Here is a 25,989-nt window from a genome sequence, read left to right as displayed (position 1 = left end):
CGCTGGGTAGGTTGGCGGCGTAGCGTCGCGTTCGTGGAACCGGACGTGTTGGGGCCGCCGTACGAGCGGCAGACGATCGACCTGGGCACCGACGACGAAGGCCCCGTCGTCGCGACAGTGGTCCGGCGGCGGGCCGAGCGCCCCACCGGGCGGGCCGTGCTCTACGTGCACGGCTTCGTCGACTACTTCTTCCAGACGCATCTGGCCGATTTCTTCGCCGAGCGAGGCTGGGATTTCTACGCGCTCGACCTGCGCAAATATGGCCGCAGTCTGCTCCCCGCCCAGACCCCCAACTTCTGTCGCGACATCAGCGACTACTTCCCTGAGCTGGACGCCGCCGCCGAGATCATCCGCTCCGACGACGGGCACGACACCCTGCTGGCGATGGGCCACTCCACCGGTGGCCTGATCATCTCGCTCTGGGCGGACGCCCGCCGCGACACCGGCACCATCGATGGCCTGGTGCTCAACAGCCCCTTCTTCGACCTGAACGCCCCCTGGGCGGTCCGTCGACCCCTCGCGGCCGCCGCGTCGCGGCTGGGCCGCAGGGCGCCGCACCGCATCCTCCCGTTCGGGTTGGGCACCGTGTACGGCGAGAGCATCCACTCCGACCACCGCGGCGAGTGGACCTACGACCTGGCGTGGAAGCCGCTGGCCGGGTTCCCGGTCCGGGCCGGCTGGCTGAACGCGATCCGCACCGGGCAACGCCGGCTGCGCGCCGGGCTGGACATTCAGGTGCCGGTGCTGCTGGCCTGCTCGACCCGGTCCTTCCGGGGCACCAAGTGGCACGACAACGCGACACTGGCCGACGCCGTACTGGACGTCGACCACATGGTCCGTTACGCGCCCCGCCTCGGTCGCCACGTCACACTGGCCCGCTTCGACGGCGGGTTGCACGACCTCACGCTCTCCGGCCCCGCCGTACGGACAAAGGTCTTCGACGAGGTGGGCCGCTGGGCCGAGGCATTCCTCGCCGCCGGCCCCACCGCCCCGGCCGACACGACGGGAGCGGCGACGCCCGGCGGCTGACCAGGCCGGACAACACGCGGTTCAGATGTCGCCGGGCGTCGCCGGGAGGACGGCACGGATCCGGTCGAAGGTCGCCACCGGGTGTGCGCCGACACCGGGCAGGACCAGGCCCAGGCAGTACGGGGAGACCTCACCGGTGGGTTCGGCCTGAACGATGAAGACCGGCGCGCCGACGTACCCCGGCGGCAGGTCGGTGGTGATCAGCACGGCGTCCCCGTCGCGGACCACCCGCTCGATCGCGACCTCCAGCGGCCGCGACCCGTCTTCGCGTACCCCATGGGCCAGCACGAGAGCGGAACTGGCGTCGGCGCCGAGGCGGGCGACCACCTCGGGCCCGGCGGCGATCCCCGCCGGCACCGGCTGGACGCGCCACCGCCAACCGCCGTCGCCGGCATACCGGTGCAGGCCAGCGGTCGGCAACACCGCGACCCCGTCGCCCGGGAAGCGGGCCCAACCGGGCACGATCTCAGCCTCGGAAATGACGGCCGGGGCCACCCCCGCCGGCTCGGTGACGCTCGCCCGTAGGCCCAACTCACCACTTGAGCCGCCCACCAGGTCGGCCGCCGTCAGCAACGACTCCCCCACCGGGTCGTCGCCGCCCTGGAAGAAGAACGCGGTACCGAAGTCGCCCGAGGACCGGTACGGCAGGATGGCGCGACCGACGACCTGGCACAGCTCGTAGGCGACGTCGCTCTCGGCGTCGGAATCCAGCAACACCAGCCAAAGGTACGGTCCGACGCCAGTTCGGTCCGCGGTAACCCGGATGCCCGCTACGAGGTCGACGTGAGACTCTGCTCGGCAACGTGGACGCGGGCACCCTTTTCGCCGTCGGGCAGTGGGACGGCGGTACCCTCTGGGCGCGACATTCACGCCACACGCGCCCGTAGCTCAGCGGATAGAGCAGGGGACTTCTAATCCCAAGGCCGCAGGTTCGAATCCTGCCGGGCGCACCACACCTGATCTGCTCAGACACAGGTTCACTCCGAACTCCGACCAAGATCGACGGTCCGGTGAGGGTCCGCGCGTTCGGTCCCGGCCCACCCACGCGGTCGTCCTCGCGGCAGGTCAAGGCGTGCGTACGGCGGCAGATGGAGGCGCTGGCTCGGGACGGCTCCGTGGCCAAGATCAAGGGCGAGCGCGGGGGTGCGTCCGGCTCGACGGCGGACCGCTTCCAGTACATCCGGGAGCCCGGAGAGGCGGCCCGATGACCAAGTATGGGTCAAGTACGGCCTTACGGATCTTGGTGTGTCTGCCCTCGTCGGAGCCAAGTACGGCAGGGACGTACGGCTCAAGTACGCGATCTCGTGGCCCACCGAGGTACGGCTAGGCCCCTCCCTAAGAGCGGCCGCCGATGTACGACGCGAGGAGGAGTTGTCGAGTTGATCGAACGGATCGAGGCGTCCGCTCGGGTGGCGACCGATGAGGATCGGGACACAGCGGAGCGCGTCGAGGCAGCGGCGATCGCCTGGGCGCTGGAGCGGGCCGGATTCAAGGGTGGCATGGACATCGACGTCACCGTGGAGCCGGCTGGACGCAAGGTCCCCGGGATCTGCTCTCCGGCAAGTTCGACCAGGGGGAGCCGGAAACGATCCGAGCGGATGTCACGACGAACCTCCCGTGGGGCGCTCACGGTGCCGCCCCGGCTCCGGCGGATCCGGACGCCTGGCGCAAGATGCTAGACGCGGCGGAGGCATGCGACCGACCAGCACCGTACGGAGAGCCGCGCTCGGGGCAAGGTCTTCGACCGCGGTGGCGCACGGATCGGGCGGGTACCGATGGACTAGAACCCTTGTCCTGTAACGGTTGTTCAGCGGCGGAGCTTGGCATAGTTGTAAACAGTAGGACGTAATCTAGAGTCATCAGCTTTCGAACATTCGGTCCGATACCCACGTAACTGATCATCCAACTCGCATTGATCAGCTTTACATCGCTCCCTCTGCGTAAGAGAATGGCCTGTTCACCATCACCGGCATAGGGAGGGGTCAGTGGCCGAGGGGGACTTCCAGCAATTGCTCGATGTCATGCCCAAGATCGCGGAGGCGGTAAGGGATCTTCCGGATGGACTGAAGCAGCGGGCTTTCGAAGAATTGATCAGCACCTTCAAGGGAGTGCCGACGCCGCGAACGGCTCCCCCGGAGGTGCTGCCGGTCTCGCAGCAACCCACTGAAAACGGACGGGTTGCAGAAGCCGAGAAACAGCCTGATGTAGAGCCTTCCGCGACTGGGGGTCGGTCGCGGAGGGTCAAGAAGGCCACCACGCCACGGAAGGCCACCACCCGCAAGACTTGGGCGCCGGATCGCCACATCGACTTCTGGCCCGAGGGCAAGCAGTCGTTCAAGGACTTCGTGGAAGCCAAGCGGCCGGCAACGATCGACCAGAAAAACTTGCTTGCGGTCTTCTGGCTGGAGCACGTGGCCGAACTGCCGGCGGTTGGGGTCGGCCAGGTTCTGGCGGCCTACAAAGCTGTCGACTGGGACGAACCAGGCTCCCCGGACGTTGCGCTTCGCAAGACAGCTTCTAGCCAGCACTGGATCGACACTCGGAAGAGCACGGATATCAAGACAACGCCCGGAGGCCGCAACACGGTGAAGGGCATGCCGCTACCGAAGGGCAAGAAGTGACGCTTGACGCGGCGACGGCCCTGGCGCACCTGCCGCCAGGGCTCCGCGCCGAGTTGGTAGAGGAGTTTCGCAAGATCACTCGCAACTACCGGGAGGGGCGGTGGGAAGCGGCCGAGCTAGACGGTGGACGTTTCGCGGAAGTCGGGTACACGATCCTTGCGGGCTATCTAGATGGGGGCAACTATGCCCAGACAGCCAGCAAGCCGTCCCGCTTCGACCATGCTTGCAAGCTACTGGAGAACGCGGACAGTAAGCTGTATCCGAGGTCGGCGCGGGTGACGGCACCTCGTGTGCTCGTTGCGCTGTACGACATCCGCAACAATCGCGGCGTTGGGCATGTTGGCGGCGACGTAAGCGCTAACCACATGGATGCCACCTTCGTGCTGCACGCGGCTCAGTGGATCACGGCTGAGTTCGTCCGTTTGTTCCATGGCACCGACCTAGCAACGGCAACGAGCGTTGTCGAAGCCCTAGTGGAGCGCCAAGTCCCGTTGATCTGGCATGTCGGTGATACAGCGCGGGTGCTCGACCCGTCGCTGTCCCTCCCCAACAAGACTCTGCTGCTGCTTCATTCGCTCACTACGCAACTAACGGACAGGACCCTCGCCAAGCATCTCGAACAAGATCGTCTGTCCAACTACAAGAGAGTCCTCCGGCAACTCCATCGGGACCGACTTGTGGAGTACGACGAGACAACAGGCCACGTGACCCTCTCTCCCATCGGCGCAAAGGCGGTGGAGGATCGGATCCTTCCGCGGCAGGTCTTGTAGCCGGCGCAGCGGCTCCTCTCGGCACGGGAGAGGAGCCGCTGCCCACGGGCAGTACTCCTACCGTGTAGCGCCGGCTCAAGTTCGGAGGTCCGTCGAGGTCCGCAGCGATCTCCGGAGACGGCCAGAAGCGATCGGAAATGACAACCTGCTGGGTTGCATCTAGATGTGCGCTGACCTGCAATAACTGCACCCCGTGAGGCCCTACCAGCGCAGAGGGGACGGCCATGCGAGGCGGTCCGGGGAAATGCTGGTAGCCCTTCTAATCCCAAGGCAGCAGGTTCGAATCCTGCCGGGCGCTCAGGCACTTCCCTCTTCCGACCAGCTCGCGTGGGGCTGTTCGTGGTGCGAGCGGTCTACGGTGACCCCGTGGCAGCCTCGAACGGACGCACCAAGCGCCAGCGGGCGAGATCGAAACGCTGCCCAGCGAGTCACTGCGGGTGAAGGTCTATGCCGGGGTCGACCCGATCGGCGGAATGAAGCCTGGCGCGATCCGGACTGGGGGCGCTGGTCTGGCTCGCCATGACGACGGGCGCCCGGCGCGGCGAGCTGTGCGCACTACGTTGGCAGCATCTCGACCTGGCCGTCGGTGTGCTGAGTTGCAGCGCAGCGCCTACCTGGACGAACACGGCGAGCTGCGGGAGAAGGACACCAAGACGCACCAGCAGTGGCGGGATACTCTCGACCCGAAGACGATCGAAGTGCTGCCGGGGGGTTGCACGGGCGTTATCTCGACCGCCTGGCGCAGCTCGATGCGGACGCCGACTCTGCCGATTATATCGTCTCCCCCGAACCGGACAACAGCCGTGGCTATCGACCGACATCATCACCCGGCGGTACGGTCGGCTCGCCACCCGGCTGGGCATGGACAGCCACATCAACGCGCTGCGCCATTACTGGGCTACCGAACTGATCAACGCGGGTGTCGATGTACGGACGGTCGCCGGGCGGTTTGGCCACGGCGGGACAACGGCGCTCCGGGTCTACGCCGCCTGGCTCTCGGGATCGGACCAACGGGCTGCCGGGACGCTGGCCGCATGGATGCCACCGCGACCTGTCGCACCGACGCGACGCACGGCGGAGTGCAGCCCTTACCGGGTGATAGCGGCAGGCTTCGCGAGCGGATCGCAACCGGCACTACGGCAGGGCCGCTCAGAACGGGGTCGATCGGCTAGCGCTCGCCCATTAGCCTGGCTCAGTGACTGACCGCCAACCCTTTCAGAGTCTAAGCGACCGGCTTGCCGGCCGGTTGCCGGACAGCGCCCTACACGACGGCGTGCCCGACTGGCTAGAAATGCCACTTCGCCACTGGATAAGTGCGTCTCTTGAAGAGGAATACGATACAGCCCGTCGGGTATGCCTTCGCCTCCGCCTAACACCAAGAACCAAGCAAAACTACGAGACAAGGTTGGTTCGCGCCGACATTCCGGAGTTGCTCGATGTCGTTGACGCGATCCTTCAGTCTCACCCCGGATGGAGTCGATCTGAAAATGTATACAACGTTCACAGGATGGCAGGTACCTTCGAATACTGGATCGACCGCCTAGCTGAGCTGCAAGACGTTCTGTCGGACGGCGGCTCGTCATATCGGATTGAGTTGGACGAGCGACGGTTGGTCCGCAGGGTAGGCAACACCGTTGAGCAGGCGCTCGATCAGGCCGTAGTTGCAGCTCCGAAAGATGCTGCGGCGCATATACGGGCAGCTTGGGTGGCGGCCTATGGCCGCAACCCAGACCCGGATAAAGCATTCAATGAGGCCATAAGGGCAGTTGAAGAGATTGCCTGCCCCCTCGTGGAGGAAAAGAGAGCCGATAGCAACAAGTCAACGCTCGGTACCGTCATCGGACAACTTAAGAGCATGCCGCACAAGTGGAACGTTATTCTTCCTGATAGGTCTGGCGATCCGCGCAACGCGGAAGGCGTTGTGGTGATGATGGAGTTACTTTGGCATGCCCAGCATTCACGCCATGGCGGAGGTGCTAGTTCTCGTCGGCAGAACCAGGAAGAGGCGGAGGCAGCGGTTAATTTGGCGGTTCTGCTCGTTCATTGGCTTGCTACAGGCGTACTTCGGGCTGCTTAACTGGTGCGAGCGGGTCCCCGCGTCCGGCAGTCATCGACCGACGAGGGGATCCGCCCGGCGCGCCCCGGCCGATATTGCGCTGGCCGCCATCGGGCGGGGCCGGGCCGACGCCGGCTCACCTGCGGCCCGCCTTACCCAGGCACGGGGCCGATTCGCGGCTGATCGATTAATTGGCATGATGTGCCTATGCGCTTGCTAGTGCTCGGCGGAACCTGGTTCGTAGGCCACGCGACCGTCACAGCAGCCATCGACGCTGGCTGGGAGGTCACTACCTTCAACCGGGGCACCTCCGACCCCTTCCTAGAAGCTGTACAGCCCATCCGAGGCGATCGAACCCACCCCGAAGACATCGCCACCCTCGCTGCTGCCGGCCCTTGGGATGCCGTAATTGACACCTCGGGATACGTACCGAGGAACACTCTCGACGTGGCCCGTGCTCTCGCTCCCGTCGCCGGTCGCTACGTCTTCATGTCTACGGTCAGCGTCTACCAAGACTGGCCATCAAAGCCGCTGAGCGAACTCTCCGAAGTGCTCTACTGCCCGCCGGACGCCGGCCCGGACTACGGCACCGACACCGAGGACGGACCGACCCGGTACGGCTACCAGAAGTCCGGATGTGAGGCAGCAGCAGTCGCCGCGTTCGGAGCGGATCGGACCACAATCCTGCGCCCCGGTGTCGTGCTCGGCCCCCGGGAGTACGTCGGCCGCCTACCGTGGTGGCTGCGCCGCGTGGCTGCTGGTGGGCGAGTCCTAGCCCCCGGCTCCCCCGACCGCACCATCCAGCCGGTCGACGTACGCGACCTGGCCACGTTCACACTCCACGCCATCACTGAAGGTTCCTCCGGCGCGTTCAACGTCTGCGCCCCAGTGGACCGAGCGACCTTCGGCGGACTACTGGCGGACTGCGCCCACGCAACCCGCGGTGATGCCTCCTTCGAGTGGGTGCCCGATGAGGTGTTGCTCAGCCAAGGCGTCAGGCAGTGGTCCGAGCTACCCCTCTGGCGCACGTTCGACGGCGCGTGGCGCGTCGACACCGCCAAAGCGCAGACAGCCGGCCTGCGCTGCCGACCGCTCTCGCTGACCGTCCGCGACACCTGGCGATGGATGGTGGAGAACGGCGAGGTCAGCAACCACGATCGGGCTGCGGAGATCGGCATCAGCCGGGAGAAGGAAGAGCAGGTGTTGGCCGCCTGGCACCGGTCAGGTGAGCGGACGGGCTGAGGTTTCCGACAACCACGCCGAGGTGCGCTCGGCGAGTTGGTGAGCGTCAGCGTCGCGGTCCCACGGCGATTCGCTCAGCAGGCGCCCGATCCGCGCCAGCCGGCCAGTCAGCGAAACGTTGCGCTTCTGTGGCGGCAGGTCCAAGACGGTGCACAACGCTTTGGCCGCACCATCCTTGTCATGCATGTGGAGGTGAGCGGCGGCGACATCGATCTGCGTACCGCTGATCTGGGAGTACGGCCGCCTGGGCGAGGGCAACGCCTCGTACACCTGCAACGCCTCTCGGGCGTACCTCGCGGCCTGCTCGCCGTTGCGAAGGTCAAGCCATGCCGCCGCCGCACACGCCGCCGCCCGCGCTTCGCCGAATGCGAATTCCCCGCCGGTAGAGGTGGCGAGTTCGTCGGGTCGTTCCGCTGCCGCTTCTCTGTCTCGCTGGGCTGCTACCAGGACCGTCGTGACTGAATCGGAATCGGCGAGCAGAGCATGAGAGCGGGACGCGATATAGCGGAGCCTCAGCCTCGGCTCTCCCTCCGGGGCCGCTCGCATGGCACGAGCGAAGTAGCTCAGCGCGGAATCAGGCTCGTTACGCCAGTTGGCAAGTGTCATCTGCAGGCCGTAGGTCCATGCCTTCAACGACGCATGTCCGGCCAGGTCGGCGTACTGGGTCGACGCCCTGGCCAGTGCCGCCGACTCGTTCCAGTGGCCGAGATCGAAGGCGGTGGAAGCCATCAGGGAGGCGCTCTGGCCGATGATCACGTAGAGATCGGCCAGCTCAACGGGCCGACGGGTGCGCTCGACTAGAGCCCTTGCCTCGTCGCGCAACCGCCGGGCGCCGCTGAACACGTCGAAGGCCGCCATGCCGCCCGACCGGGCGAGCAGCCTTACGTCTTCCTGCAAGGATTCGATGGAGTCGTGCGGCACAGCAAGACTCATCAGCAAGGAATCGTTGGCGACCGAGTCGACAGCAGCGCTCACGCCATCCAGAACAATGCCGTCGCTGCCGGCAATGCCGTCGGACTGCACTCCTCCGAGCGTTTCGAAGAAACGTGATCGAACCGAATCCGATACATGGCCCAAAGCGGCCTCCAGCAACTCTTGATTCGCGTTTCCAGGAACAGTGTCGGGTCGACTGTGCCAGTAGGCGACTGTCCTTGTCGCGATCCCGAGCCACCCCGCGAATCCCTCGTTCGTCATGCCGGCGGCAGCTTGAAGCGAGCAGGCAAGTTTTCCTGTCCATCGGTCTACCGTCGCCACCGTGGTCTCCCGAGCTTCCAAGTTGCATCGGATTGCCGCGCATTGCACTGGGTTTGCATCGGCACTCCACCCGCTTTCGACTTCACTAGGTTTCAGCAGGCCGAACGGGACGCCAACCACAGACTACTGAGGAGACGGCCGTGGCTGAACCCCTCGCTTTCAAGAACAATCTGCCCCGGTTCCGGGGACCACTCAGAGATCGACCGGAAGAGGCGAGACCACGGCGAACCACAGTGGGCATGGACGGAAGAGGCAAATTCTCCGACTGCGGCGCGAGCCTGAGCGGGGGTCGCGGTGCCGATCGATGAACCGATCTCCAGAGCGACAGAGCTGTTCATAGCCAAGCGAATCTTGGACACGCACTGGACTCGGGCACTCGACCAGCCTTGGCGTGCAGGAGGGTGCCTGGAGTGCCGAGATCGAAACGTCTGCCCACAGCTCGATTGGGCCATCGAACTGGCCGCAGAAGTGGCAGCGGTGATGTTGCAGAAGGGCTGATCTGCGAGTCGTCGAAATCGTCCGACGGCTCTGGCGGCCGCACCTCTTGGACGCGTCCATGATCGAGCCACTGCCTCCGCCACCGCTGTACGTTGAGCGGGCGCCGGCCCGAGCTGCGCTCCGCCCGGGCCGGGAGCCGACTGCGGGGAGGAACGATGGGGTACGAACTGCACGTCACCCGGGCTGCGGAGTACTACGAGAGTGAAGAGCACCCGATCGCTCTGGACGAGTGGCTCGCCTACGCGGAATGCAGTCCGACGCTCACCCAGGGCGGATGGATCTGGTGGGACGAGGACCGCCACCCCTTCTACGTGTTCACCTGCGGCGATGGAAGCGTTGTCTCGTTGACCTGGTTCGAAGGTGCCATCGAGATCAAGGGCCATTTCGACGGCGATGCCTACCGGGGATTCGGGGGCCTTGCCGAGGACTTCCAGGCAAACCTTCAGGGCGACGACGGGGAACGGTACACCCCGAGTGGCGCCCTTCCCCCGAGCCATTAAAGGTCCGCGGACGACGAACGGCCCCTGCCCTGGTGGGAGGGACCGTGTGGCGCTTGGCGTCAGCTTCGCGGGCGGCCGCCGCGTGGGGAGTGTTCAGCCCTGCTGGTAGCGCTCGTTGCGTCGAAGGGCCTCTTCGAGTTGGTCCTCAAGAATGATGATCCGGCAGGCCGAGGCCAGGTCGGTGCCCTGGTCGCACATCTCTCGGGCGCGCGAGGCGAGGCGTAGCTGGTAGCGGGAGTAGCGGCGGTGCCCGCCACTGGAGCGCTGCGGGTCGATCAGTTTCGCGTCACCGAGCCGGCGCAGGAAGTCCTGCGAGCAGCCGATGATCTCGGCGGCGCGGCCCATCGTGTAGGCGGGGTAGTCCTCGTCGTCGAGCATGTCGCCGGGTTGAGCCATGGAACCTCCATCACGAGGGCCCCGGTGCTCGGAAGCACCGGGGCCCAAGGGTTGTGGGTCAGGAACACCATCTACCGACAGAACGTCGGCTTGTCTTGTCCGCACCGGCCGTCAGTGACGGCTTCGGGTGCGAGGATCGCATATGCGTGACCGGAGACCACCTCTCGTTCGATGGAAACTGCGGTGTCCGCGACAGCCCATGAATGCGGCTGACTGCGGGCGATCCAACGGTGTAAAGCCCTCCCTTGCCTCTGATTTCCTCTGTCGTACTCCGTGCTGTCCGTCGGTGTCCGAGCCCCACGCGACTTCATGGCCCTGACACGTACGACGAACCCTCTCACCTCGGGTGAAGCCCTGAACCAGCGTCGGCCTCACCCGCTGTCACACCACTACCTAACTACGGCAAAACTTCTGCCGCCGAACCAAGCAGGGCCTATCGATTTCCTGGCCCCACTCCTTCGCCCTCGTGCGGGGCGGCAACGTCAGCGTCTTTGTTTGCTCTGTTCTCGACCCCAGGAACGTTAACCGACACCGGCAAGGATGTCTAGCGCTTCGCACATAGATTTTCTCCGAGCACGTGGGTAGTCCTAGGGCTTGGCGCAGCCAACTACCGTGGGCCGGAACATCCCGAGGGGACGTACGGGAGGCGCGGTGGCCAAGCGGTACCGACGACGCTCGCGAGCGACGCGACCATGGGCCACCGGGCAGTCAGCCGAGTTGGTTGACCCGAAACTCCGCGGCCGATGGCGCCCCGGCTACTGGCTCCGGCACCCGGCCCTCGGCGTCGTTGTCGGGGCACTGCTGGTACTTGTCCTCGTAACCTGCGGCCTCCGCGACCTGCGCCACCGGAACGACATGGTGGAACGGGGCGAGCGGGCGGTCGGGACGGTGCGCGAGGTACACGGCCGGAAGTGGTGGGTGTCGGTCAGCTTCACCACCCGAAGCGGTGAGCAGGTCAACACCTGGATCAACTACTCACCCTGGGACGAGCCGAGCGTTGGTGAAGAGGTCGACGTGACCTACGACCGGGTGAACCCAATCGAGAGTGCCTACCTGTCGGGCGACGAACCGGGCGTGCTCTTCCCAACCCTTTTCCTCGCTGGCAGCGCGGTGCTGGCACTGGCGTACGCGTGGTGGCTGCGGCGCAACTGGCTCCGGCTGCGAGGCGACGCGGAGTCGTGGCGCAACCGCCAGCCCGTGCCTCGACTCGGCGAGCGGCGTTAGCCCACCCGGGCGCATAGCCGCAGCGCCCCGTAGTGCCAAACGTCAGCGGCAAGTAGCCGCGTCACGCGGTTGATCTGGGCCTGCTTCGCACAAAGTGCCCGGCAGGTGTCTACGGGGCGGCCGGCCTACGACGTTAATAGGGCGTGACGTTCGAGGAGTACGCGTTCGCTCGCACTTCGGCGCTGGTGCGGCTCGCCCGGCTGCTGACCGGTGACGAGCACCGAGCCGAGGATCTGGTTCAGGATGTCCTCGCGCGGGCGTACGCCCGGTGGGGCCGCATCTCGCGGACGGACCGTCCTGATGCCTATGTCCGGCGCATGCTCGTCAACACCCACAACTCGTGGTGGCGTCGGCTCAGCAGCCGCGAGGTCTCGGTTGCTGCGGTGCTCGATCGGGCTGGCGAGGTGGACGAGGCCGCCGGGGTCGCCGAGCGCGACGCACTGTGGCGGTTGGTTTGTGATCTGCCGGCGCGTCAGCGCACCGTGATCGTCCTGCGCTACTACGAGGATCTGGACGACACGTCGATCGCCGAGATCCTCGCCTGTTCGACCGGGACGGTACGCACACACGCGAGGCGGGCCCTGGCGGCGCTGCGTCAGCGTCAGGTTGCAGCTACCCACGCATGGGCAGGAGAGCTCTGATGTTCAGTGACCTCGATGAGCAGCTCGCCACCACGCTCAAGCATCGGGCGGGTGGCGACATCGATCCGACGCCGATCGTGCAACAGGCCCGGCATCGCGGCCGGCGGTTGCGAGTGTGGCGACGGGGACTGATCGCCGGCGGCGTGGCAGCGGCGTGTGCCGCTCTCACCTCGGTGGTGCTGGTGATTCCGGGCGGCGGGACCACCGATGACCCGATCGTGCCGGCCGCGGCGTTGATGCTGCCGGAGGCACACAGCGATGGGACCGTACGCCCCGAGGAGGTCGGTGCCGATCCCGCGACCGTGCACTTCTCGACCGACACGCTGGTGAGCGATGCCAGCTCCGCGTCGTGGCGCACCGGGCGCGGCATCGAGAGCGTCGAGTTTCGGGGCCCGACCGGGGGGGCCCGTTTCGTGTTGGCGCGTACCGAAGGTTTGTTGGACGGGCTTCAGCAGACGTTGTCCTCACAGGGTCGACCGCAGGGACGGACCGAGGTGCGGGTCGGCGACCGCCCGGGGGCCGCCTGGTTCGATCCGTCCGGCGACCGGAAGCTGTGGTTCGTCCGCTGGCAACCCGCCGACGGGCTCTGGGCCCAGTTGGACATCTACGCGACCACCCGGGACGAGGCGGCCGGCACGGCGAGCCGGGTCCGGTTCGATGGTGCCCACCGCTGTGTCGTGCCGTTCCGCCTGGAGTCGCTGCCGCCCGACGGACGGTTGCTGGAGTGCTCGGTCACGCTCGGCCGGTCGGCGCGGGACTCCTTCGTCGAGGGCTCTCTGGTGGTCGGTGACGCATCCGGTCGTTGGCTGACCGTTCGGGCGCAACTCGCCCCGGCCGGCGACGACGCCCGCCGCGGAGACCTTGTCGCCGGCCCCTACCGGGCCCGCCGACAAGGCAGGGACGTGCTGGAGATGGTGGTCGAGCGCTGCTTCGTCGAGGCGTTTCGCAAGGGTTGGGGGAACGGCTACACCGAGGCGGAGGGCTTGGCGATCCTCGGCGGGTACCAGCCGGCCCGCGATCTCGACCGCCCGGACACCTGGTGACGCCACCACCTGGCGAGGGTGTGTGGTTCATGAGCTGCGGATCACCCGAGCCGCGCGGCTGGGCCGGTGTCTTGTTCGGGGCCGAGGAGCAGCCGCTCCACCCCGGTGATCCGCAGCACCCGCTGGGTGATTCCCCCGGCGCCTCGGATCGAGAAGCGGGAGCCGGCCTGGTCCGCCCGGTTCCGCGCCAGCAGAAGTACGCGCACGCCCGCGGCGCTGAAGAAGCCGACGCCGGTCAGGTCGCAACAGACTTCCGGATGGCTGTCGATGGCGATCATCAGGGCCGTGGCCAGGCGTGGCGCCGTGTCCATGTCGACGTACCCCACCGGGGCGACGACCATCCGGTCGGCCGAGATGGTCGCGGACATGTTCGTGGGCTCGGTGTAGCGGGTCACCTGGAACGACGGCCCGGAGGAGTCGAGGTCGAGGCGGCCGTCCCACTTGCTGCCGGCAAGCACCGCTGACGTGACCTGACCGATGGTGACTGCCGTCGGGGATCTGTCGAGATGGCTCTGGAAGGGCCAGGAACGCTCAGTCATGGGAGCACCCGCCTCCTGTTGAAATCCGTAACAGGATTGGCGCGTGGCTTGACCAACCTCGACGATAACCGCCTGGGCAGTCGTCCGCCACTCCGCGCGTCCGCTCCCGGCCGACCTCAGTCGGTGCTGCGCTGGCGGGCCGCCACTTCCGGAGAACAGCAGTCGGTTGCCGGAAGCCTACGGTAGGTTGCCGGACGCACCGCGGTCACGCTTGAGACCCGGCGGTCGGGTGGTCCGTTCCACCAGGGCGGCAGCGACCTCCCGCAGCTTGCGGTTGGAGTCCTGGGAAACCTTCGCCAGGACGGCGAATGCCTCGTCGGGGGTGCAGCGGCGTTCGCCCATGATGATGCCCTTGGCCTGCTCGATGACGGCCCGGCTCTGCATGGCCGACTGCATCTGCGCGGCCATGGTGGCGGTGGTGTCGTAGAGGTGGGCGTTGGCGAGGGCGACAGCGGCGTACCCCGCGAACGTCTCTGCGAGGGCGACCGCGTCGTCGTCGAAGGCACCCGCCTCGACCCCGTAGATGTTCAGCGCACCGAGCACGGACTCCTGGATCGGGAACCCGATCGACAGTGAGCTGCGCGCTCCGCCCTGCACGGCTTCGGCCGCCCACTGCGGCCAGCGGATCTCCTCGGACATGTCGGGGACGGACACGACGGCGGAGTCTCTGGCCGCCTCCAGACAGGGACCCTCACCATGCTCGTACTGCAGTTCGTCGAGCTGCAGCGCCATCTCACCGCTGAACGCTGCGGTGTGCGCACCCTCCTGCTTCAGCAACGTCACCGACACCTCCTCGGCGCCGGGGACCGTTCGCCGTGCCAACTCGGAGACCTGGGTCAACACTCCAGACAGGTCGGTTTCGCCGAGCTTGATCTGACCGAGTTCGGAGATCGCCGCATTGGGGTCAATGGGCTGCTGTGCCATGACTTCAAGGTCCTCGTGCCCGGGGCGCGTACCGGTTGCAGGAAGGCGACGGCAGCGCGCGTGGTGATGGCGCACCGCGAGCACGGGGCGCCGCACGGACTCGCCAACCGAGCCCGGGCGCCCGCTGCTGGACGCTGACTGACCGACGCACAGGCGTCGGCTGCGGCGACAACTATACGACGCGGAGTGGAACGTCCCCGAAGCAGCCGGATCGGTTCGGGCGCACTCGTTTGACCCCCCGGACGGCGGGGCATCGTGCTCAGACAGCGTGAACACCATGCCCCGGCTCGGAATGTGCCGACGTCAGCTCAGCAGCGCACGAGCCGGGCCTCGACCGCACCCGACAGCGGAGGTGGGAGGCACCGATGCCAGCAGGATCAAGCCCGAAGAGAGAACGACAGTACGAGCACATCAAGGAGAGCGCGCAACAGCGGGGCGCCTCCTCGGGGCGGGCCAAGGAGATCGCGGCCCGCACCGTCAACAAGGAACGGGCCCGCTCCGGTGAGTCCCGAACGGCGAGCCGGTCCTCCCGGAACGACGTGTCGTCAGGGCACCGTGGCGGTAAGCGCTCCCACAGCGGCGCCCAGGGTCGCACCAAGGAGCAGCTGTACAACGAGGCGAAGCAACGCGGCATCAAGGGCCGCTCCTCGATGTCGAAGAGCGAGTTGGAGCGTGCCCTGTCGAAGTAGCAGCCGCGTTGCCCGCCCCGACACGGCGGGCGTCCGGGACCTGCCGAGTCGGCTCAGACGGGCTTCAGCAGGGCGACCAGCGTGTCGTCGCCCTGGCCGAGCTGCGCAGCGCCGCTCGCCGGCGCGACCAGGAAACGGCGGCAGCCATCGAGTTCCACGTACCGGTCGGGGCCTGCACCTTCGAGCGGGCGTAGCACCGCGAAGCGGGTCGCCGGGGTGGCACAGTCGGTCACGGCCCGGCGGTTGGACAGCGCCCGGAGCACGCCCGCCTGGCGCTCGGTTGGCAGCGGACCGCCGTACACGAAGTCGCCCGCGGGTTTCTCGCCTTCCTGAAGCGACGCGGGCACCTGGTAGACGCAGAGGCGCAGCGGCCCGGCGGCCGGCGGTAGCCCCGGCCCGGGCGGCCTGGGGCTACCGTTCCGGGTCTCCACCCACACCATGTCCGTCCACTGCTGCGCGCATCCGGCGGCCTCGGCCGCCGCGGATTCGATCTGCCGGATGGTACGCGTGTCCACAGTGGTCCACCGCGGCCCGGCCAACGCGGCGATCACCTCGGCGCGAGGCTTGCCGCAGGAGTCTGTTGGGATGTGGGGCCGCAGCCAGCGCCCCCGGTCGTCCACCAGGGCCAACCACGGCGGGATGACCATCTCGAGGGTGCAGGCGACCTCCCCGCCGGTCTGCTCGCTGGGCAGGCGAAGTGCGGTGAGCAGCGGTGCGATCTGCTCGGCGCGTCGCTCGGTGGCGATCTGCTCCTGGCCGCCGTTGGGGCCCGGCCGAATCTCACGCCCGCAGATCACGGCCACGACCGGGGTGAACGCCGGGTCGATGCGACCGATCGTCGGCTCTGTCCCGGCCGGTGGCGACGTCTCCGTGGTCGGCACCGTGATCATCTCGCCGGCCCGGGGTGCCGCCTCGGCGCAGGAGGTCCACCCGTCGACGATCTGGGCCGGACCGGGCTCCCTCGGATCGCCCGGCCCGACCACCGTGCCACCGCAGCCACCCATCGCCATGCCGAGCAGTGCCACCGCCAGTACCGTCCGGGACGAGCGCATCCGGCTCACCACCCTTCCACCCGAGGATGAGACGGACGACAGACGCGTCCGGTTCCGGCCGGCCGGCCCGAGGCGTGACGTGGGCGACCGGTGGGGGCGTCGCCGGCTGGCCCGGGGCATCCGCCGGCAGAATGGCCGAATGGCACATCTGGGACTTGTCGCGCTGCTGGTCAGGGAGTACGACGAGGCGATCGACTTCTACGTCGGCGACCTCGGTTTCGAACTGGTGGAGGACACCGCCCGACCCGACGGTTCACGCTGGGTGGTGGTCCGCCCGGCGGGGGCCCGGGAGACCGCACTGCTGCTGGCCCGGCCGAGCAGCGCCGAGCAGCAGGCTCGGATCGGCGACCAGACCGGCGGCCGGGTCGGGCTGTTTCTCTACACGGAGGATTTCGCCCGGGACCATGCCCGGATGGTGGCGGCCGGGGTGCGTTTTCTGGAGGAACCGCGGCACGAGGCGTACGGTTCGGTAGCGGTGTTCGTCGATATTTACGGCAACCGCTGGGACCTCCTTCAGCCCCGCAGCACAGAGTGACACATTAGCGACACTCCGCACACAAAGGATCACCCCGTCACGGTCCACCATGCTATTGTCCGATGTCGATCTACGCCGCGTGGACCCGGACCGGGTCGTTGTCGGAAGGACACTTCCCGATGCCGGCCGTTGCCACCCCAACCGTGCCGCCGCCCACGCTCGACAATCCGGCCGGCGGGGCTCTGGGCCTCATCTTCACCACGTTGCCAGCGCTGCTGCGGCTGAGCTGCGGGCTGTTCGGCGCGGCGGTGGCCGTGTCGGTGCAGACCCCGCCGGTGCAGCAGGCGGTGTTGCTGCCCGCCGTGGCCGTGCTGACCGGCTGGTCCCTCTGGTACGCGCACCGCGCGTTGCGCCACGGCATCGGCCCCGGCCTCGTCACCGGTGACGTGGCGGTCACCGCGCTGACCTGCCTGCTCATCCCGGTGCTGGTGGCGCCCGAGGTGCTGCCCGGCGAGGGCAGTTGGATCGCCGTGCTGGCCAGCACCACGGTGATCAACACACAGGCAACGACCTCGGCCCGCTGGTCGATCCCGGCCGGGCTGCTCGTGATAGCCACCTACGTGACCGGGGCGCAGGCCGCCGGCAACCCCACCGAAGCTCGGGCGCACGCGGCCACGCTACTGGCGCAGACCGCCTGCACGGCGATGATGGCGGCGGTCATGCGCCGACGCATCGGCCGGGCGGACCGCGCCTTCGTCGAGCACCAGCGGCTGACCCGGGAGGCGTTGGTCGCGCGCGCCGCCCGCGAGGCCGAACGCCAGCAGAACCGCGACCTGCACGACACGGTGCTCGGGACGCTGACCATGGTGGGGCTGGGCGCGGTGGCTGGGCCCTCGGCCGTCTTCCGGGACCGGTGCGCGGCCGACCTGCGTACCCTCGTCACGCTCACCGACGTCGGCCCGGTGGCCGGCGACGGCCCGGTGCCGCTCGACGGGCGGTTGCGGTTGGTGGTCGGCCGGCTGCCCGAGCTTGCGGTACGGCTGGACCTGGCGTCCTGCGCCGTCCCGGTCGGCGTGGCCGACGCGATCAGCGAGAGCGCCTACGCGGCGCTGTCCAACGTGGTCCGCCACGCGCCGGGCGCCGGGGCCACCCTGCGACTGACCCGCGACGCGATCGGCGTCGTGGTCGAGGTCGCCGACGACGGCCCCGGCTTCGACCTGGCCACCGTCCCACCGCACCGGTACGGGTTGCGCGAGTCGATCCGCGGCCGGATGGCGACGGTCGGTGGCCGGGCCGACGTGCACTCGGCCGTGGGCGCGGGCACCCGGATCCGACTGGAGTGGCCCGGTGTCGGCTGACCTGAACGCCGCGGCGCACCCCACCGACGCGCCGGAGGCACCGGACCGGACCAGCGTTCCGACGCCCCGGGAGCCGGACTCCCCCGCAGCGCTCGCCGCGCCGGCCGCCGTGGCGCACGCGTCCGACCGGGGTGCCCGGATCGCCGCCGTCGCCATCGCGTTGGCCTGGCACGTCGCGATCGCGCTGCCGGCGGTGCTCTCCGCCCGCGCGGAGTTCGCCGCGCCAGCGGTGGTGCTCGGCGCCTGGATACTGGTCGCCGTGGCCGGCGCGGTGGCCGGGGTACGGCTACTGCAAGGTTCGCCACTGCCGCCGTGGCCGCTGGCCGGGCTGCTGCTGGTCGTCGACGCGGCAGTCTTCGCCGCGGCCGGTGAGCGGCAGTTGTTCACCGCCGCCAACTGGGTGTGGGGCACGCTGGGCTGGTTCTTCGTGCTCGCGGTGTGGGGCCGGCGCGTCATGGGGCTGATCGCGCTCCTCAGCACGCACGCGTTGATCGCCCTGGTCGCCGTTCTCGTGCACGGCCCCGATCCGGCCGACGTCGCACGCTACGTGATGTACGTCTACGGCACGTTCTCCCTGCCGGTGGCGGTCTTCGTGGGCAGCACTGTCATCGTCGGCCTGGCTCGGGAACGGGCCGCCGTCTCGGCCACCGGTCACGCGATGGCCGCGGAGCGGGATGCCGCCGAGCGGGGCCGTCGGGAACGCCGGGACCGGCTCGCTCTGGTCAGTTCGGCGGCCGGGCGGGTCCTCGGGGACCTGGCCGGCGGCCAGGCCGACCCGGACGACCCGGAGGTGCAGCGCCGGTGCATGCTGGCCGCCGCCCGGCTGCGCCGGCTGATCGCCGAGTCCGACGACGTGCCCGACCCGCTGTTGCACGAGTTGCGAGCCGCCGCCGACCTGGCGGAACGCAACGGCCTTCCGATCGACCTGGTCACCATCGGCACCCCGCCGCCACTGCCGGTGGAGGTCCGCCGCCGGCTGGCCGACCCGCTCACCGGCACCCTCGCCGACGCCCGGGGATGGGCGCGTCTGACGGTGGTCTCCGGCTCGGACGAGGTGGTGGTCAGCCTGGTCACCCCGGATCGGGAGGGGCCGGAGTCGACCGGCCCGCCCCCCGGGGAGCACGACGACGGGCCGGTGCAGTACCTCTACGAACGGGACGGGAACATCAGATGGGCGCAGACCCGGTGGCGGCGGTGAGCGGCGATCGGCCGGTCGGGGTGGCGATCGTCGACGACCATCCGGTGGTGGTCGAGGGGGTCCGCGCCTGGCTCGCCACCGAGCCTCGCCTGACGGTGCTCGCCACCGGCGACGACCCGGACGCGGTGCTGCGGGCCGCGCCGGACGCCGACGTCGTCCTGCTCGATCTGCGACTGCACGGGCGGATGGCGTTGGACAAGTTGGCCGAGCTGAGCGCCGCCGGCCGGCGGGTGGTGGTCTATTCGGAGCACACCGACCCGCAGACGATGCTCGCCGCGCTGGACGCCGGGGCGGTGGCGTTCCTGGCCAAGCACGAGGGCCGGGAACACTGCGTGGAAACGGTGCTGGCCGCCGCGAGCGACCGCCCGTACGTGCCGCCGGCGCTGGCCGGTGCGATGGTCGGCGACCCACGGCCGGACCGGCCGATGTTGTCCGACAAGGAACGTGAGGCACTGCTGCTCTGGTTCCAGTCGATGTCCAAGGCGTCGGTGGCCCGGCGGATGCAGATCAGCGAGCACACAGTGAAGCAGTACGTCGACCGGGCGCGGATCAAGTACACCCGGGCGGGGCGACCAGCCGCCACAAAGGCGGCACTGCTCGCCCGTGCGATCGAGGACGGTCTCGTCCGCCCGGAGGAGATCGGCATCTACCGGTCACAGGCGACACACGACCGGCCGACCCCCTAACAGGCGTCATGACAGGGGCGCTGCGGTCCGGAAGGCTTCAGTACACAGCCAGCTGACCGGAAGGTCGTGACGATGCACGCCGACGCGTCCCCCTTCTTCATCGGTCCCCACCGGTTCGACGCCCCCGACGACGACGTGGGCCCGACCCTGGACCGCCGCTACAACCTGCGACCGATTCCCGGCGAGCGGCTGCTCGGGCGACACCGGCTGCTGGTCGCGGGCTACCTGCTCGGGCCCAGCGAGGTACGACGCCGTTGGCAGATGCCCGAGCCGGTCACGGTGACCGTCACCGACCAGCGGATCTGCTGGGTGGGCAGTGGCTCGCAGCTGTCGCTGGTCGCCGACGGCACGCACCGGGCCCGACCGCCGGCTCGACTGAACGGCCTGATGAGCGGTCAGGTCCGCTGGCAGTGGCCGTCCCGGTTGGAGCTTCCGGCGAGCGCGCCGGACGCCCCGGCGCAGTTGCTGATCGTCTGCGACGCGCTGCGCACCATTCAGCAGCCGGCGTTGGCCCTCAGCGGAACGACCGCCGAGGTCGTGGCGCTGGCCCGGCAGGTCCGCCGGGCGGTGGCCATGTTCCGGCTCAACCGTCCACAACTGGTCGACCTCTCGGCCCAGGAGCGCGACGTGCTGCTGGTGCGGGCCGGCCCCGGTCTGCTCGCCGGCGACACCCGGATCACGCTGCCCGGCTCGTTGCCTGTGGAGTTCCACTCCCGGGACGACTACTACCGCTCGAGACCGGATCCGACAGAGTGGGGCGGGCTCGCAGGCGGCGCAGCATCCGGGCATCGGTGAAACCGACAGCCCGGGCGGCGGCTTCCACAGTGGTGCCGTGCCCGATCAGGTGTTCGGCCCGTTCCACCCGGAGCAGCTGCTGGTAGCCGAGCGGGGTGAGGCCGGTGCTCGCCCGGAAGAGCCGGGTCAGGGTTCGTTCGGCCACGCCACCCGCGGCGGCCAGTTCGGCAAGCGGCAGGGGCTCGGCGTACCGGCTGTCGATCAGATCCTGCACCCGGTGCACCGAGTCGGACAGGTGTGAGCGGTGCCGCATCAACGCGCTGGCCTGCGGCTCGTGGCCGTTGCGGCGCGCGTAGACGACCAGCGTGCGGGCGATCTTCGCGGCGGTCGCCGGGCCGTGCCGGGTAGCCACCAGATGCAGCGCCACGTCGATGCCACTGGCGATGCCCGCCGAGGTGACCACCCGGTCGTCCACCACGTACAGCACGTCGCGGACGACCTGGGCCGCCGGGTGCCGGCGGGCCAGGTCGTCCTGTACCTCGTGGTGGGTGGTGCAGCGTCGGCCGTCGAGCAGCCCGGCCCGCCCGAGCGCGTACGCCCCGGCGCAGACACTGGCCACGGTGCCACCGACCGCGTGGTGCTCGGCGAGCCGCCGCAGGTCGCCGGGCGACACCGGTCCCTGCGGCCCGTGTGCCGCCGGCCGCCAACCGGGCACGATCAGCAGGTCGTCCGGGGCCAGCTCGGGCCACCGGGTGTCGGCGACCAGTGGTACGCCCTGCACGGTGGGCACCTGCTCGCGCTCCGCGACGTAGTGCAGCTGATAGTCGTACCCGAGGTCGGCGGCGCTGGAGAAGACCTGGGCCGGCCCGGCGAGGTCCAGCAGGTGCAGCTGTGGGACCAGCAGGAAGACGACCCGGGTCACGACGTCAGCCCCGGCTGCCGGCGAGGGTCGCGCCGGTGACCTCGTCCACGGTGCGGATGGTCGCGAAGCGGCCAGCCAGCGCGTACTCGGTCCGGGTCACGATCTCCTCGTTCGTCAGGGTGCGCGGGTCGGCGAGGATCTCCGCGACCGTGGCGGTCTCCGGCAGGTCCCGGTGTGGGATGGGGAAGGTCAGCGTGGCGTCGGTGACGAAGGTCATCCGGTAGCCGAGGTCCGCGCCGACCCGGGTGGTGGTTTCCACGCACTGCTCGGTGCGGATGCCGCAGACGGTGATGTCGGTGATGCCCGCCTGGGTGAGCAGCTGCTGGAGGTTCGTTGTGGTGAACGCGTTGTGCGCGGTCTTGACCAGCGTCGCCTCACCCTCGGCGGGGACCAGCCCGTCGATCAGCCGGACGTACCCGAGAGCAGGGTCGAACAACCCGCCCGTGCCGGGCTCCGAGTGCAGGACCCAGACCACCAGGTCGCCGCGCTGCCGGGCGGCAGTCACCAGCCGGTCGACCTGGCGGATCACGTCGGGGTTGGAGCCGTACGCCCAGATCGGGCGCTGACGGAAGGACTCTTGCACGTCGATCACGACGAGTGCTGCTCTGCTCATGACGTCGATCCTGGTCGGACGGCGTTCGCGCCGGCAGACACCATTCTGCCCGGGTGCGGAACGATCCGGCCAACTAGGGCGTGGGGGCGCGGTGTTCGGCGGCGGCGTCCAGAGCGGCGGCCTCCTCCGGTGTCGGCGCGCTGCCGCCCAGGTGCGCGGGCTGCCACCAGGTGTCGTCCGGGCCTGCGGGGGTGTCCGGATAGTCCCGCTGCGCCCGGTCGACGAGGGCGCTGAGCCGGGTGGTAAGCTCGGCGGCCAGCACGTTCGGGTCCGGGAAGTCCGCCGGGTTGATCGGCTCGCCGATCAGGATGGTGATCGGCGTGTGCCGGCGGGTCAGAGTGCGCGGGCGGCCCTTGGTCCAGAGGCGCTGGGTGCCCCACAACGCGACAGGCAGCACCGGCACCTTCGCCGAGCGGGCCATCCGGACCGTGCCGCTCTTGAGCTCCTTGACGGTGAACGACCGGCTGATCGTCGCCTCGGGGAAGACGCCGACGACCTCGCCCTTCTTGAGCGCCCCCACGGCGGCGCGGAACGAGGCCGCGCCGGCCTGCCGGTCCACCGGAATGTGCCGCATCCCACGCATCAGCGGGCCGGAGATCTTGTGTGTGAAGACCGAATCCTTGGCCATGAAGCGGACCAGCCGGCCCGACGCGTTCGCGCCCAGACCGGCGAAGATGAAGTCGAGGTAGCTGACGTGGTTGCTGGCCAACACCGCCCCGCCCGTGCGGGGTACGTGGTGGGCGCCCTCGATCGTGATCTTCAGGTCGAGGACCCGGAACAGCGTCTTGGCGGCGGCGATAACGGGCGGGTACACGAGCTCCGGCATTCGCAGAATCTACCCTGACCGGCTGGGGATCGGCTGGGTGGCGAACCGGCGGCGACGCGGGCGGCGCGCCACCGCCGGTTCGGCGGCCGGATCGGTCAGTCGGAGAGCTTGTCCAGGTCCAGTCGACCCCTGGCGAACGCGTCCACCCGGCCCCAACGACCGGGGATGTCCAGCACCTCGATGCGACCCATCCCCACCGGCAGCCGTGGCTCGACCGCCAGGTGACCCTCGTGCGGCTCCAGACCGAGCATGGTGCGCAGCAGCAACAGCGGCGTACCTGTCGACCATGCCTGCGGACTGCACGCCGTCGGGTACTCCACCGGGAACTTGGTCAGCTCCCGCGGGTAGCCGCCGAACGCCTCCGGCAACCGGCCGTCGAAGTACGTGGCCGCGTCCAGGATGCCGTTGGCGATGGTCGCGGCCTCCTCGGCGAAGCCGTAGCGGCGCAGGCCCCAGGCGATGAACGAGTTGTCGAACGGCCAGATCGTGCCGTTGTGATAGCCGATGGGGTTGTAGCGGGCCTCCCCCTCGGCGAGGGTGCGCACCCCCCAGCCGGAGAAGAGCCGCGGCCCGACCAGGTGCGCGGCGAGCTTCTCCGCCCGCTCCGGTTCGACGATCCCGCTCCACAGCAGGTGGCCGATGTTGGAGCTGAGGATGTCGCACTGCCGGCCGTCCGGGTCCAGGGCCAGGGCGAAGTACTCGCCGTCGTCCACCCACCAGTCCCGGTTGAACCGCTCCTTCAGCTCTGCCGCCTCCCGCTCCAACTGGTCGGCGAACTCCGGGTCACCCCAGAACTGGCGCGCCAACCGCGCCGCGCGGACCTTCGCGTCGTACGCGTACCCCTGCACCTCGCAGGTGGCCCGTGGGAACGGCGGCAGCGTGCCGTCGGAGTAGGAGATCGAGTCCCAGGAGTCCTTCCAGCACTGGTTCTCCAGGCCGGTGTCGGTGTTGCGTCGCTCGTACCAGATGTAGCCGGTGCCGACCAGGTCGGCGTAGTTGTCGATCCACCTCAGCGCCGCCCGGGACTCCTGCTCCAACTCCTTGACCAGCGCGACGTCCCCGCTCCACCGCTCGTACTCGTCGAGCAGCACGATGAACAGCGGCGTCGCGTCGACCGAGCCGTAGTACGGCGAGTGTGGCTGTTCCTCGAAGGCCGCGGTCTCGCCGTAGCGCATCTCGTGCAGGATGCGCCCCGGATCCTCGTCCCGGAAGTCGTCGAACCGGCTGCCCTGAAGGGACGCCAGGATGCGCAGCGTCGTCTTCGACAACTGCGGGGTGAACGGCAGTGTCTGCAGGCAGGTGAGGATGCTGTCCCGGCCGAACATGGTCATGAACCAGGGCAGACCGGCGGCGGGCAGGGTGGCGCCGCCAAGCGACAGCGGCGAGAAGCGCAGCGCCGCCAGGTCGATCAGACTGCGCCGATATGTGCTGGCCACCCGGCCGTGCTCACTGTTGACCTTCGGTGCGTCGGCGATCCACTTCTCCAGGTCGTGCTGGAGAGCGAGCCGCTCGGTGCCGTGTTTGCGCAGCCCGAACCGCAGGTCCCGGCCGCCGGGCCCCACCGCGTGGGTCTGGACGTCGATCGAGGCGTCCCACTGCTCGTTGGGCTCCAGGTGCACGGTGTACGCGAAGCCCTTGCTGTCGTACCGGGCCGACATCGACGACGAGATGACCGTCTCCCGCCGGAAGTTGCCCCGCCGGTACCCCAGCCGCAGCCGGTCCGACTCCACCTCGGTGTAGATCTCGCCCTTCTTGTTCAGGATCTCGTCCTTGACCTGGAACAGGTCGGCGAAGTCCGACGCGGCGTCCATCCGGACTTCCAGGTCGACCGGCTTCTCGTCGTGGTTGAGGATGGTCAGCTGCTCACAGAAGCTGCCGCCCACGGTGCGCTCCCGGATGATCGACAGCTTGGCGTCCACGTAGTGCGTTGCCATTCCCGGGACCAGGAAGAATCGCGACTCGAAGTACTGCAGGTCGTCGTAGGAGAGCGAGTTGAGTCGCTCACCGTTGACGGTCAGCACCCAGGTCGACAGGAACCGGGTGTCGATGGAGAAGAGCCCGGTGGGCTCGCTCGGCGTCGCCTCGATGTCACCGGTGTCCTCGCAGACGACGAACGTGTTGCCGTCCAGGATCCGGATCGTGTTGCTCTGCCCCATCAGTGCACCTCCCCGGCGAATCGCCGACGCGGCCCACGGGCGTCCGGGGCACCCGGAAAGATCCGCTCCACCTGTACGACGAGCCGAGCGTCACCGGAGACCGTCATGTCCCCCCGCAACAGCGCGGCCAGGCCGTGCTCGCGCCCCGAGGCGATGTCGTCGAAGAGGACAGGGCTCGCGCCGATCACCGTGTCGGCCTCCTGGTCCTCCTGACTGACGTTCAGCCGGCCGTGGTCGATCCTCAGCAGCCAGTGCCGGGTCTGCGCCCCCTCGTGCAGGTCGATCCGCAGCGTCCCGGAGGTCTTGGCCAGCAGGGGTTCGTACCCCCGCCGGTCCAGGTCCTCGAAGAACCTCGTGGTCGCGTCCACCATCGGGTCCACTCCTCCCAGTTGCCGGGCCGGGGATCCCACCCACCGCGCTCGCGTCGCACGGACGGCCGGCGTTGCACGTCCCCGCACGGGTCCCCGCCGCTCCCCCGGTCAACCTCGCCCAAATCGGGTGAGCCCGCCCGCCCCGGTGGAGACGCCACAGCGCCGGCCCTC

Annotated in this window: 28 protein-coding genes and 1 tRNA gene; 18 read left to right on the top strand and 11 right to left on the bottom strand. The window is 68.8% G+C overall.

What is annotated here, in order from left to right; all coding sequences use genetic code 11:
* Nucleotides 1-33 precede the first annotated feature (33 nt).
* The gene (locus KBX08_RS17755; protein WP_210784594.1) at nucleotides 34-1,029 is read left to right on the top strand and encodes an alpha/beta hydrolase; all 996 of its coding nucleotides are present in this window, start codon (nucleotides 34-36) and stop codon (nucleotides 1,027-1,029) included.
* Between the two features lie 21 nt (nucleotides 1,030-1,050).
* Here the strand turns inward: KBX08_RS17755 and KBX08_RS17750 are convergent, their stop codons facing one another.
* Complete coding sequence (locus KBX08_RS17750; protein WP_210784587.1) at nucleotides 1,051-1,746, bottom strand: hypothetical protein; 696 nt, start codon at nucleotides 1,744-1,746, stop codon at nucleotides 1,051-1,053.
* Nucleotides 1,747-1,906: 160 nt separating this feature from the next.
* Here KBX08_RS17750 and KBX08_RS17745 point away from each other — a divergent pair.
* The 7 genes from KBX08_RS17745 to KBX08_RS17715 all read left to right on the top strand — a co-directional run bounded on the left by KBX08_RS17745 (nucleotide 1,907) and on the right by KBX08_RS17715 (nucleotide 7,718).
* Nucleotides 1,907-1,982: transfer RNA gene (locus KBX08_RS17745), tRNA-Arg, on the top strand.
* 57 nt (nucleotides 1,983-2,039) lie between these two features.
* Nucleotides 2,040-2,237 (top strand): hypothetical protein, encoded by a 198-nt coding sequence (locus KBX08_RS17740; protein WP_210784586.1) that lies wholly within the window; start codon nucleotides 2,040-2,042, stop codon nucleotides 2,235-2,237.
* Nucleotides 2,238-3,014: 777 nt separating this feature from the next.
* The gene (locus tag KBX08_RS17735; protein WP_210784585.1) at nucleotides 3,015-3,650 is read left to right on the top strand and encodes a hypothetical protein; all 636 of its coding nucleotides are present in this window, start codon (nucleotides 3,015-3,017) and stop codon (nucleotides 3,648-3,650) included.
* Complete coding sequence (locus KBX08_RS17730; RefSeq protein ID WP_210784584.1) at nucleotides 3,647-4,420, top strand: hypothetical protein; 774 nt, start codon at nucleotides 3,647-3,649, stop codon at nucleotides 4,418-4,420. The genes KBX08_RS17735 and KBX08_RS17730 overlap by 4 nt, the downstream gene beginning before the upstream one ends.
* Nucleotides 4,421-4,939: 519 nt before the next feature.
* Nucleotides 4,940-5,623: a site-specific integrase gene (locus tag KBX08_RS34910; protein ID WP_210784583.1), complete on the top strand. Its 684-nt coding sequence runs from the start codon at nucleotides 4,940-4,942 to the stop codon at nucleotides 5,621-5,623.
* On the top strand, nucleotides 5,616-6,497 hold the full coding sequence (locus tag KBX08_RS17720) for a hypothetical protein (protein ID WP_210784582.1): 882 nt from the start codon (nucleotides 5,616-5,618) through the stop codon (nucleotides 6,495-6,497). Before KBX08_RS34910 ends, KBX08_RS17720 begins: the two co-directional genes overlap by 8 nt.
* A gap of 186 nt (nucleotides 6,498-6,683) precedes the next feature.
* On the top strand, nucleotides 6,684-7,718 hold the full coding sequence (locus KBX08_RS17715; RefSeq protein WP_210784581.1) for an NAD-dependent epimerase/dehydratase family protein: 1,035 nt from the start codon (nucleotides 6,684-6,686) through the stop codon (nucleotides 7,716-7,718).
* Here KBX08_RS17715 and KBX08_RS17710 read toward each other — a convergent pair.
* Nucleotides 7,698-8,912 carry a hypothetical protein gene (locus tag KBX08_RS17710; protein ID WP_247669574.1) on the bottom strand — a complete coding sequence of 405 codons (1,215 nt, stop codon included), beginning with the start codon at nucleotides 8,910-8,912 and terminating at the stop codon, nucleotides 7,698-7,700. The two genes, KBX08_RS17715 and KBX08_RS17710, sit on opposite strands and share 21 nt — an antisense overlap.
* A 713-nt stretch (nucleotides 8,913-9,625) precedes the next feature.
* On the opposite strand from KBX08_RS17710, the gene KBX08_RS17705 reads away from it, so the two are divergent.
* On the top strand, nucleotides 9,626-9,970 hold the full coding sequence (locus KBX08_RS17705; RefSeq protein ID WP_210784580.1) for a hypothetical protein: 345 nt from the start codon (nucleotides 9,626-9,628) through the stop codon (nucleotides 9,968-9,970).
* 93 nt (nucleotides 9,971-10,063) lie between these two features.
* Here the strand turns inward: KBX08_RS17705 and KBX08_RS17700 are convergent, their stop codons facing one another.
* Entirely contained in the window at nucleotides 10,064-10,366 is a 303-nt protein-coding gene (locus KBX08_RS17700; RefSeq protein WP_124822122.1) for a MerR family transcriptional regulator, read from the bottom strand.
* A 612-nt stretch (nucleotides 10,367-10,978) separates the two neighbouring features.
* Here KBX08_RS17700 and KBX08_RS34905 point away from each other — a divergent pair.
* The 3 genes from KBX08_RS34905 to KBX08_RS17685 all read left to right on the top strand — a co-directional run bounded on the left by KBX08_RS34905 (nucleotide 10,979) and on the right by KBX08_RS17685 (nucleotide 13,274).
* A complete protein-coding gene (locus KBX08_RS34905) occupies nucleotides 10,979-11,590 on the top strand; it encodes a DUF3592 domain-containing protein (RefSeq protein ID WP_374101950.1) in 612 nt (203 codons plus the stop codon).
* 143 nt (nucleotides 11,591-11,733) lie between these two features.
* Nucleotides 11,734-12,231 carry a SigE family RNA polymerase sigma factor gene (locus KBX08_RS17690; protein ID WP_210784578.1) on the top strand — a complete coding sequence of 166 codons (498 nt, stop codon included), beginning with the start codon at nucleotides 11,734-11,736 and terminating at the stop codon, nucleotides 12,229-12,231.
* Nucleotides 12,231-13,274 carry a hypothetical protein gene (locus KBX08_RS17685; protein WP_210784577.1) on the top strand — a complete coding sequence of 348 codons (1,044 nt, stop codon included), beginning with the start codon at nucleotides 12,231-12,233 and terminating at the stop codon, nucleotides 13,272-13,274. The genes KBX08_RS17690 and KBX08_RS17685 overlap by 1 nt, the downstream gene beginning before the upstream one ends.
* Before the next feature lie 41 nt (nucleotides 13,275-13,315).
* Here KBX08_RS17685 and KBX08_RS17680 read toward each other — a convergent pair whose 3' ends face one another.
* Nucleotides 13,316-13,813, bottom strand: coding sequence for an STAS domain-containing protein (locus KBX08_RS17680; protein WP_210784576.1), 498 nt, complete (start codon nucleotides 13,811-13,813; stop codon nucleotides 13,316-13,318).
* A gap of 177 nt (nucleotides 13,814-13,990) precedes the next feature.
* On the bottom strand, nucleotides 13,991-14,737 hold the full coding sequence (locus tag KBX08_RS17675; RefSeq protein ID WP_210784575.1) for a GAF and ANTAR domain-containing protein: 747 nt from the start codon (nucleotides 14,735-14,737) through the stop codon (nucleotides 13,991-13,993).
* A gap of 365 nt (nucleotides 14,738-15,102) precedes the next feature.
* Between KBX08_RS17675 and KBX08_RS17670 the strand changes: the two genes are divergently transcribed.
* On the top strand, nucleotides 15,103-15,426 hold the full coding sequence (locus KBX08_RS17670; RefSeq protein ID WP_091405580.1) for a plasmid stabilization protein: 324 nt from the start codon (nucleotides 15,103-15,105) through the stop codon (nucleotides 15,424-15,426).
* A 53-nt stretch (nucleotides 15,427-15,479) separates the two neighbouring features.
* Here KBX08_RS17670 and KBX08_RS17665 read toward each other — a convergent pair whose 3' ends face one another.
* Nucleotides 15,480-16,478, bottom strand: coding sequence for a hypothetical protein (locus KBX08_RS17665; protein WP_210784574.1), 999 nt, complete (start codon nucleotides 16,476-16,478; stop codon nucleotides 15,480-15,482).
* A gap of 139 nt (nucleotides 16,479-16,617) precedes the next feature.
* Between KBX08_RS17665 and KBX08_RS17660 the strand changes: the two genes are divergently transcribed.
* From KBX08_RS17660 to KBX08_RS17640, 5 genes are all read left to right on the top strand, one after another.
* Complete coding sequence (locus tag KBX08_RS17660; protein WP_210784573.1) at nucleotides 16,618-17,013, top strand: VOC family protein; 396 nt, start codon at nucleotides 16,618-16,620, stop codon at nucleotides 17,011-17,013.
* Between the two features lie 119 nt (nucleotides 17,014-17,132).
* Nucleotides 17,133-18,311, top strand: a complete 1,179-nt coding sequence (locus KBX08_RS17655) for a sensor histidine kinase (RefSeq protein WP_210784592.1) — start codon at nucleotides 17,133-17,135, stop codon at nucleotides 18,309-18,311.
* A complete protein-coding gene (locus KBX08_RS17650) occupies nucleotides 18,301-19,509 on the top strand; it encodes a hypothetical protein (RefSeq protein ID WP_210784572.1) in 1,209 nt (402 codons plus the stop codon). The genes KBX08_RS17655 and KBX08_RS17650 overlap by 11 nt, the downstream gene beginning before the upstream one ends.
* Entirely contained in the window at nucleotides 19,482-20,195 is a 714-nt protein-coding gene (locus KBX08_RS17645) for a response regulator transcription factor (RefSeq protein WP_210784571.1), read from the top strand. Before KBX08_RS17650 ends, KBX08_RS17645 begins: the two co-directional genes overlap by 28 nt.
* Nucleotides 20,196-20,267: 72 nt before the next feature.
* Complete coding sequence (locus tag KBX08_RS17640; protein WP_210784570.1) at nucleotides 20,268-20,990, top strand: hypothetical protein; 723 nt, start codon at nucleotides 20,268-20,270, stop codon at nucleotides 20,988-20,990.
* Here the strand turns inward: KBX08_RS17640 and KBX08_RS17635 are convergent.
* From KBX08_RS17635 to KBX08_RS17615, 5 genes are all read right to left on the bottom strand, one after another.
* Nucleotides 20,872-21,852 (bottom strand): GlxA family transcriptional regulator, encoded by a 981-nt coding sequence (locus tag KBX08_RS17635; protein ID WP_210784569.1) that lies wholly within the window; start codon nucleotides 21,850-21,852, stop codon nucleotides 20,872-20,874. The genes KBX08_RS17640 and KBX08_RS17635 overlap by 119 nt on opposite strands.
* A 4-nt stretch (nucleotides 21,853-21,856) precedes the next feature.
* Nucleotides 21,857-22,465 (bottom strand): isochorismatase family protein, encoded by a 609-nt coding sequence (locus tag KBX08_RS17630; RefSeq protein ID WP_210784568.1) that lies wholly within the window; start codon nucleotides 22,463-22,465, stop codon nucleotides 21,857-21,859.
* Between the two features lie 73 nt (nucleotides 22,466-22,538).
* Nucleotides 22,539-23,291 (bottom strand): 1-acyl-sn-glycerol-3-phosphate acyltransferase, encoded by a 753-nt coding sequence (locus tag KBX08_RS17625; protein WP_210784567.1) that lies wholly within the window; start codon nucleotides 23,289-23,291, stop codon nucleotides 22,539-22,541.
* A gap of 95 nt (nucleotides 23,292-23,386) precedes the next feature.
* Nucleotides 23,387-25,447: an amylo-alpha-1,6-glucosidase gene (locus KBX08_RS17620; protein ID WP_210784566.1), complete on the bottom strand. Its 2,061-nt coding sequence runs from the start codon at nucleotides 25,445-25,447 to the stop codon at nucleotides 23,387-23,389.
* Nucleotides 25,447-25,818: an SCP2 sterol-binding domain-containing protein gene (locus tag KBX08_RS17615; RefSeq protein ID WP_210784565.1), complete on the bottom strand. Its 372-nt coding sequence runs from the start codon at nucleotides 25,816-25,818 to the stop codon at nucleotides 25,447-25,449. The genes KBX08_RS17620 and KBX08_RS17615 overlap by 1 nt, the downstream gene beginning before the upstream one ends.
* Between the last annotated feature and the right edge of the window lie 171 nt (nucleotides 25,819-25,989).

The organism is Micromonospora sp. H61, from assembly GCF_018070325.1.
GTDB classification, from domain to species: domain Bacteria; phylum Actinomycetota; class Actinomycetes; order Mycobacteriales; family Micromonosporaceae; genus Micromonospora; species Micromonospora salmantinae.
Note: the sequence above shows the minus strand (reverse complement) of the source record. Positions and strands in the feature narration are given on the sequence as shown.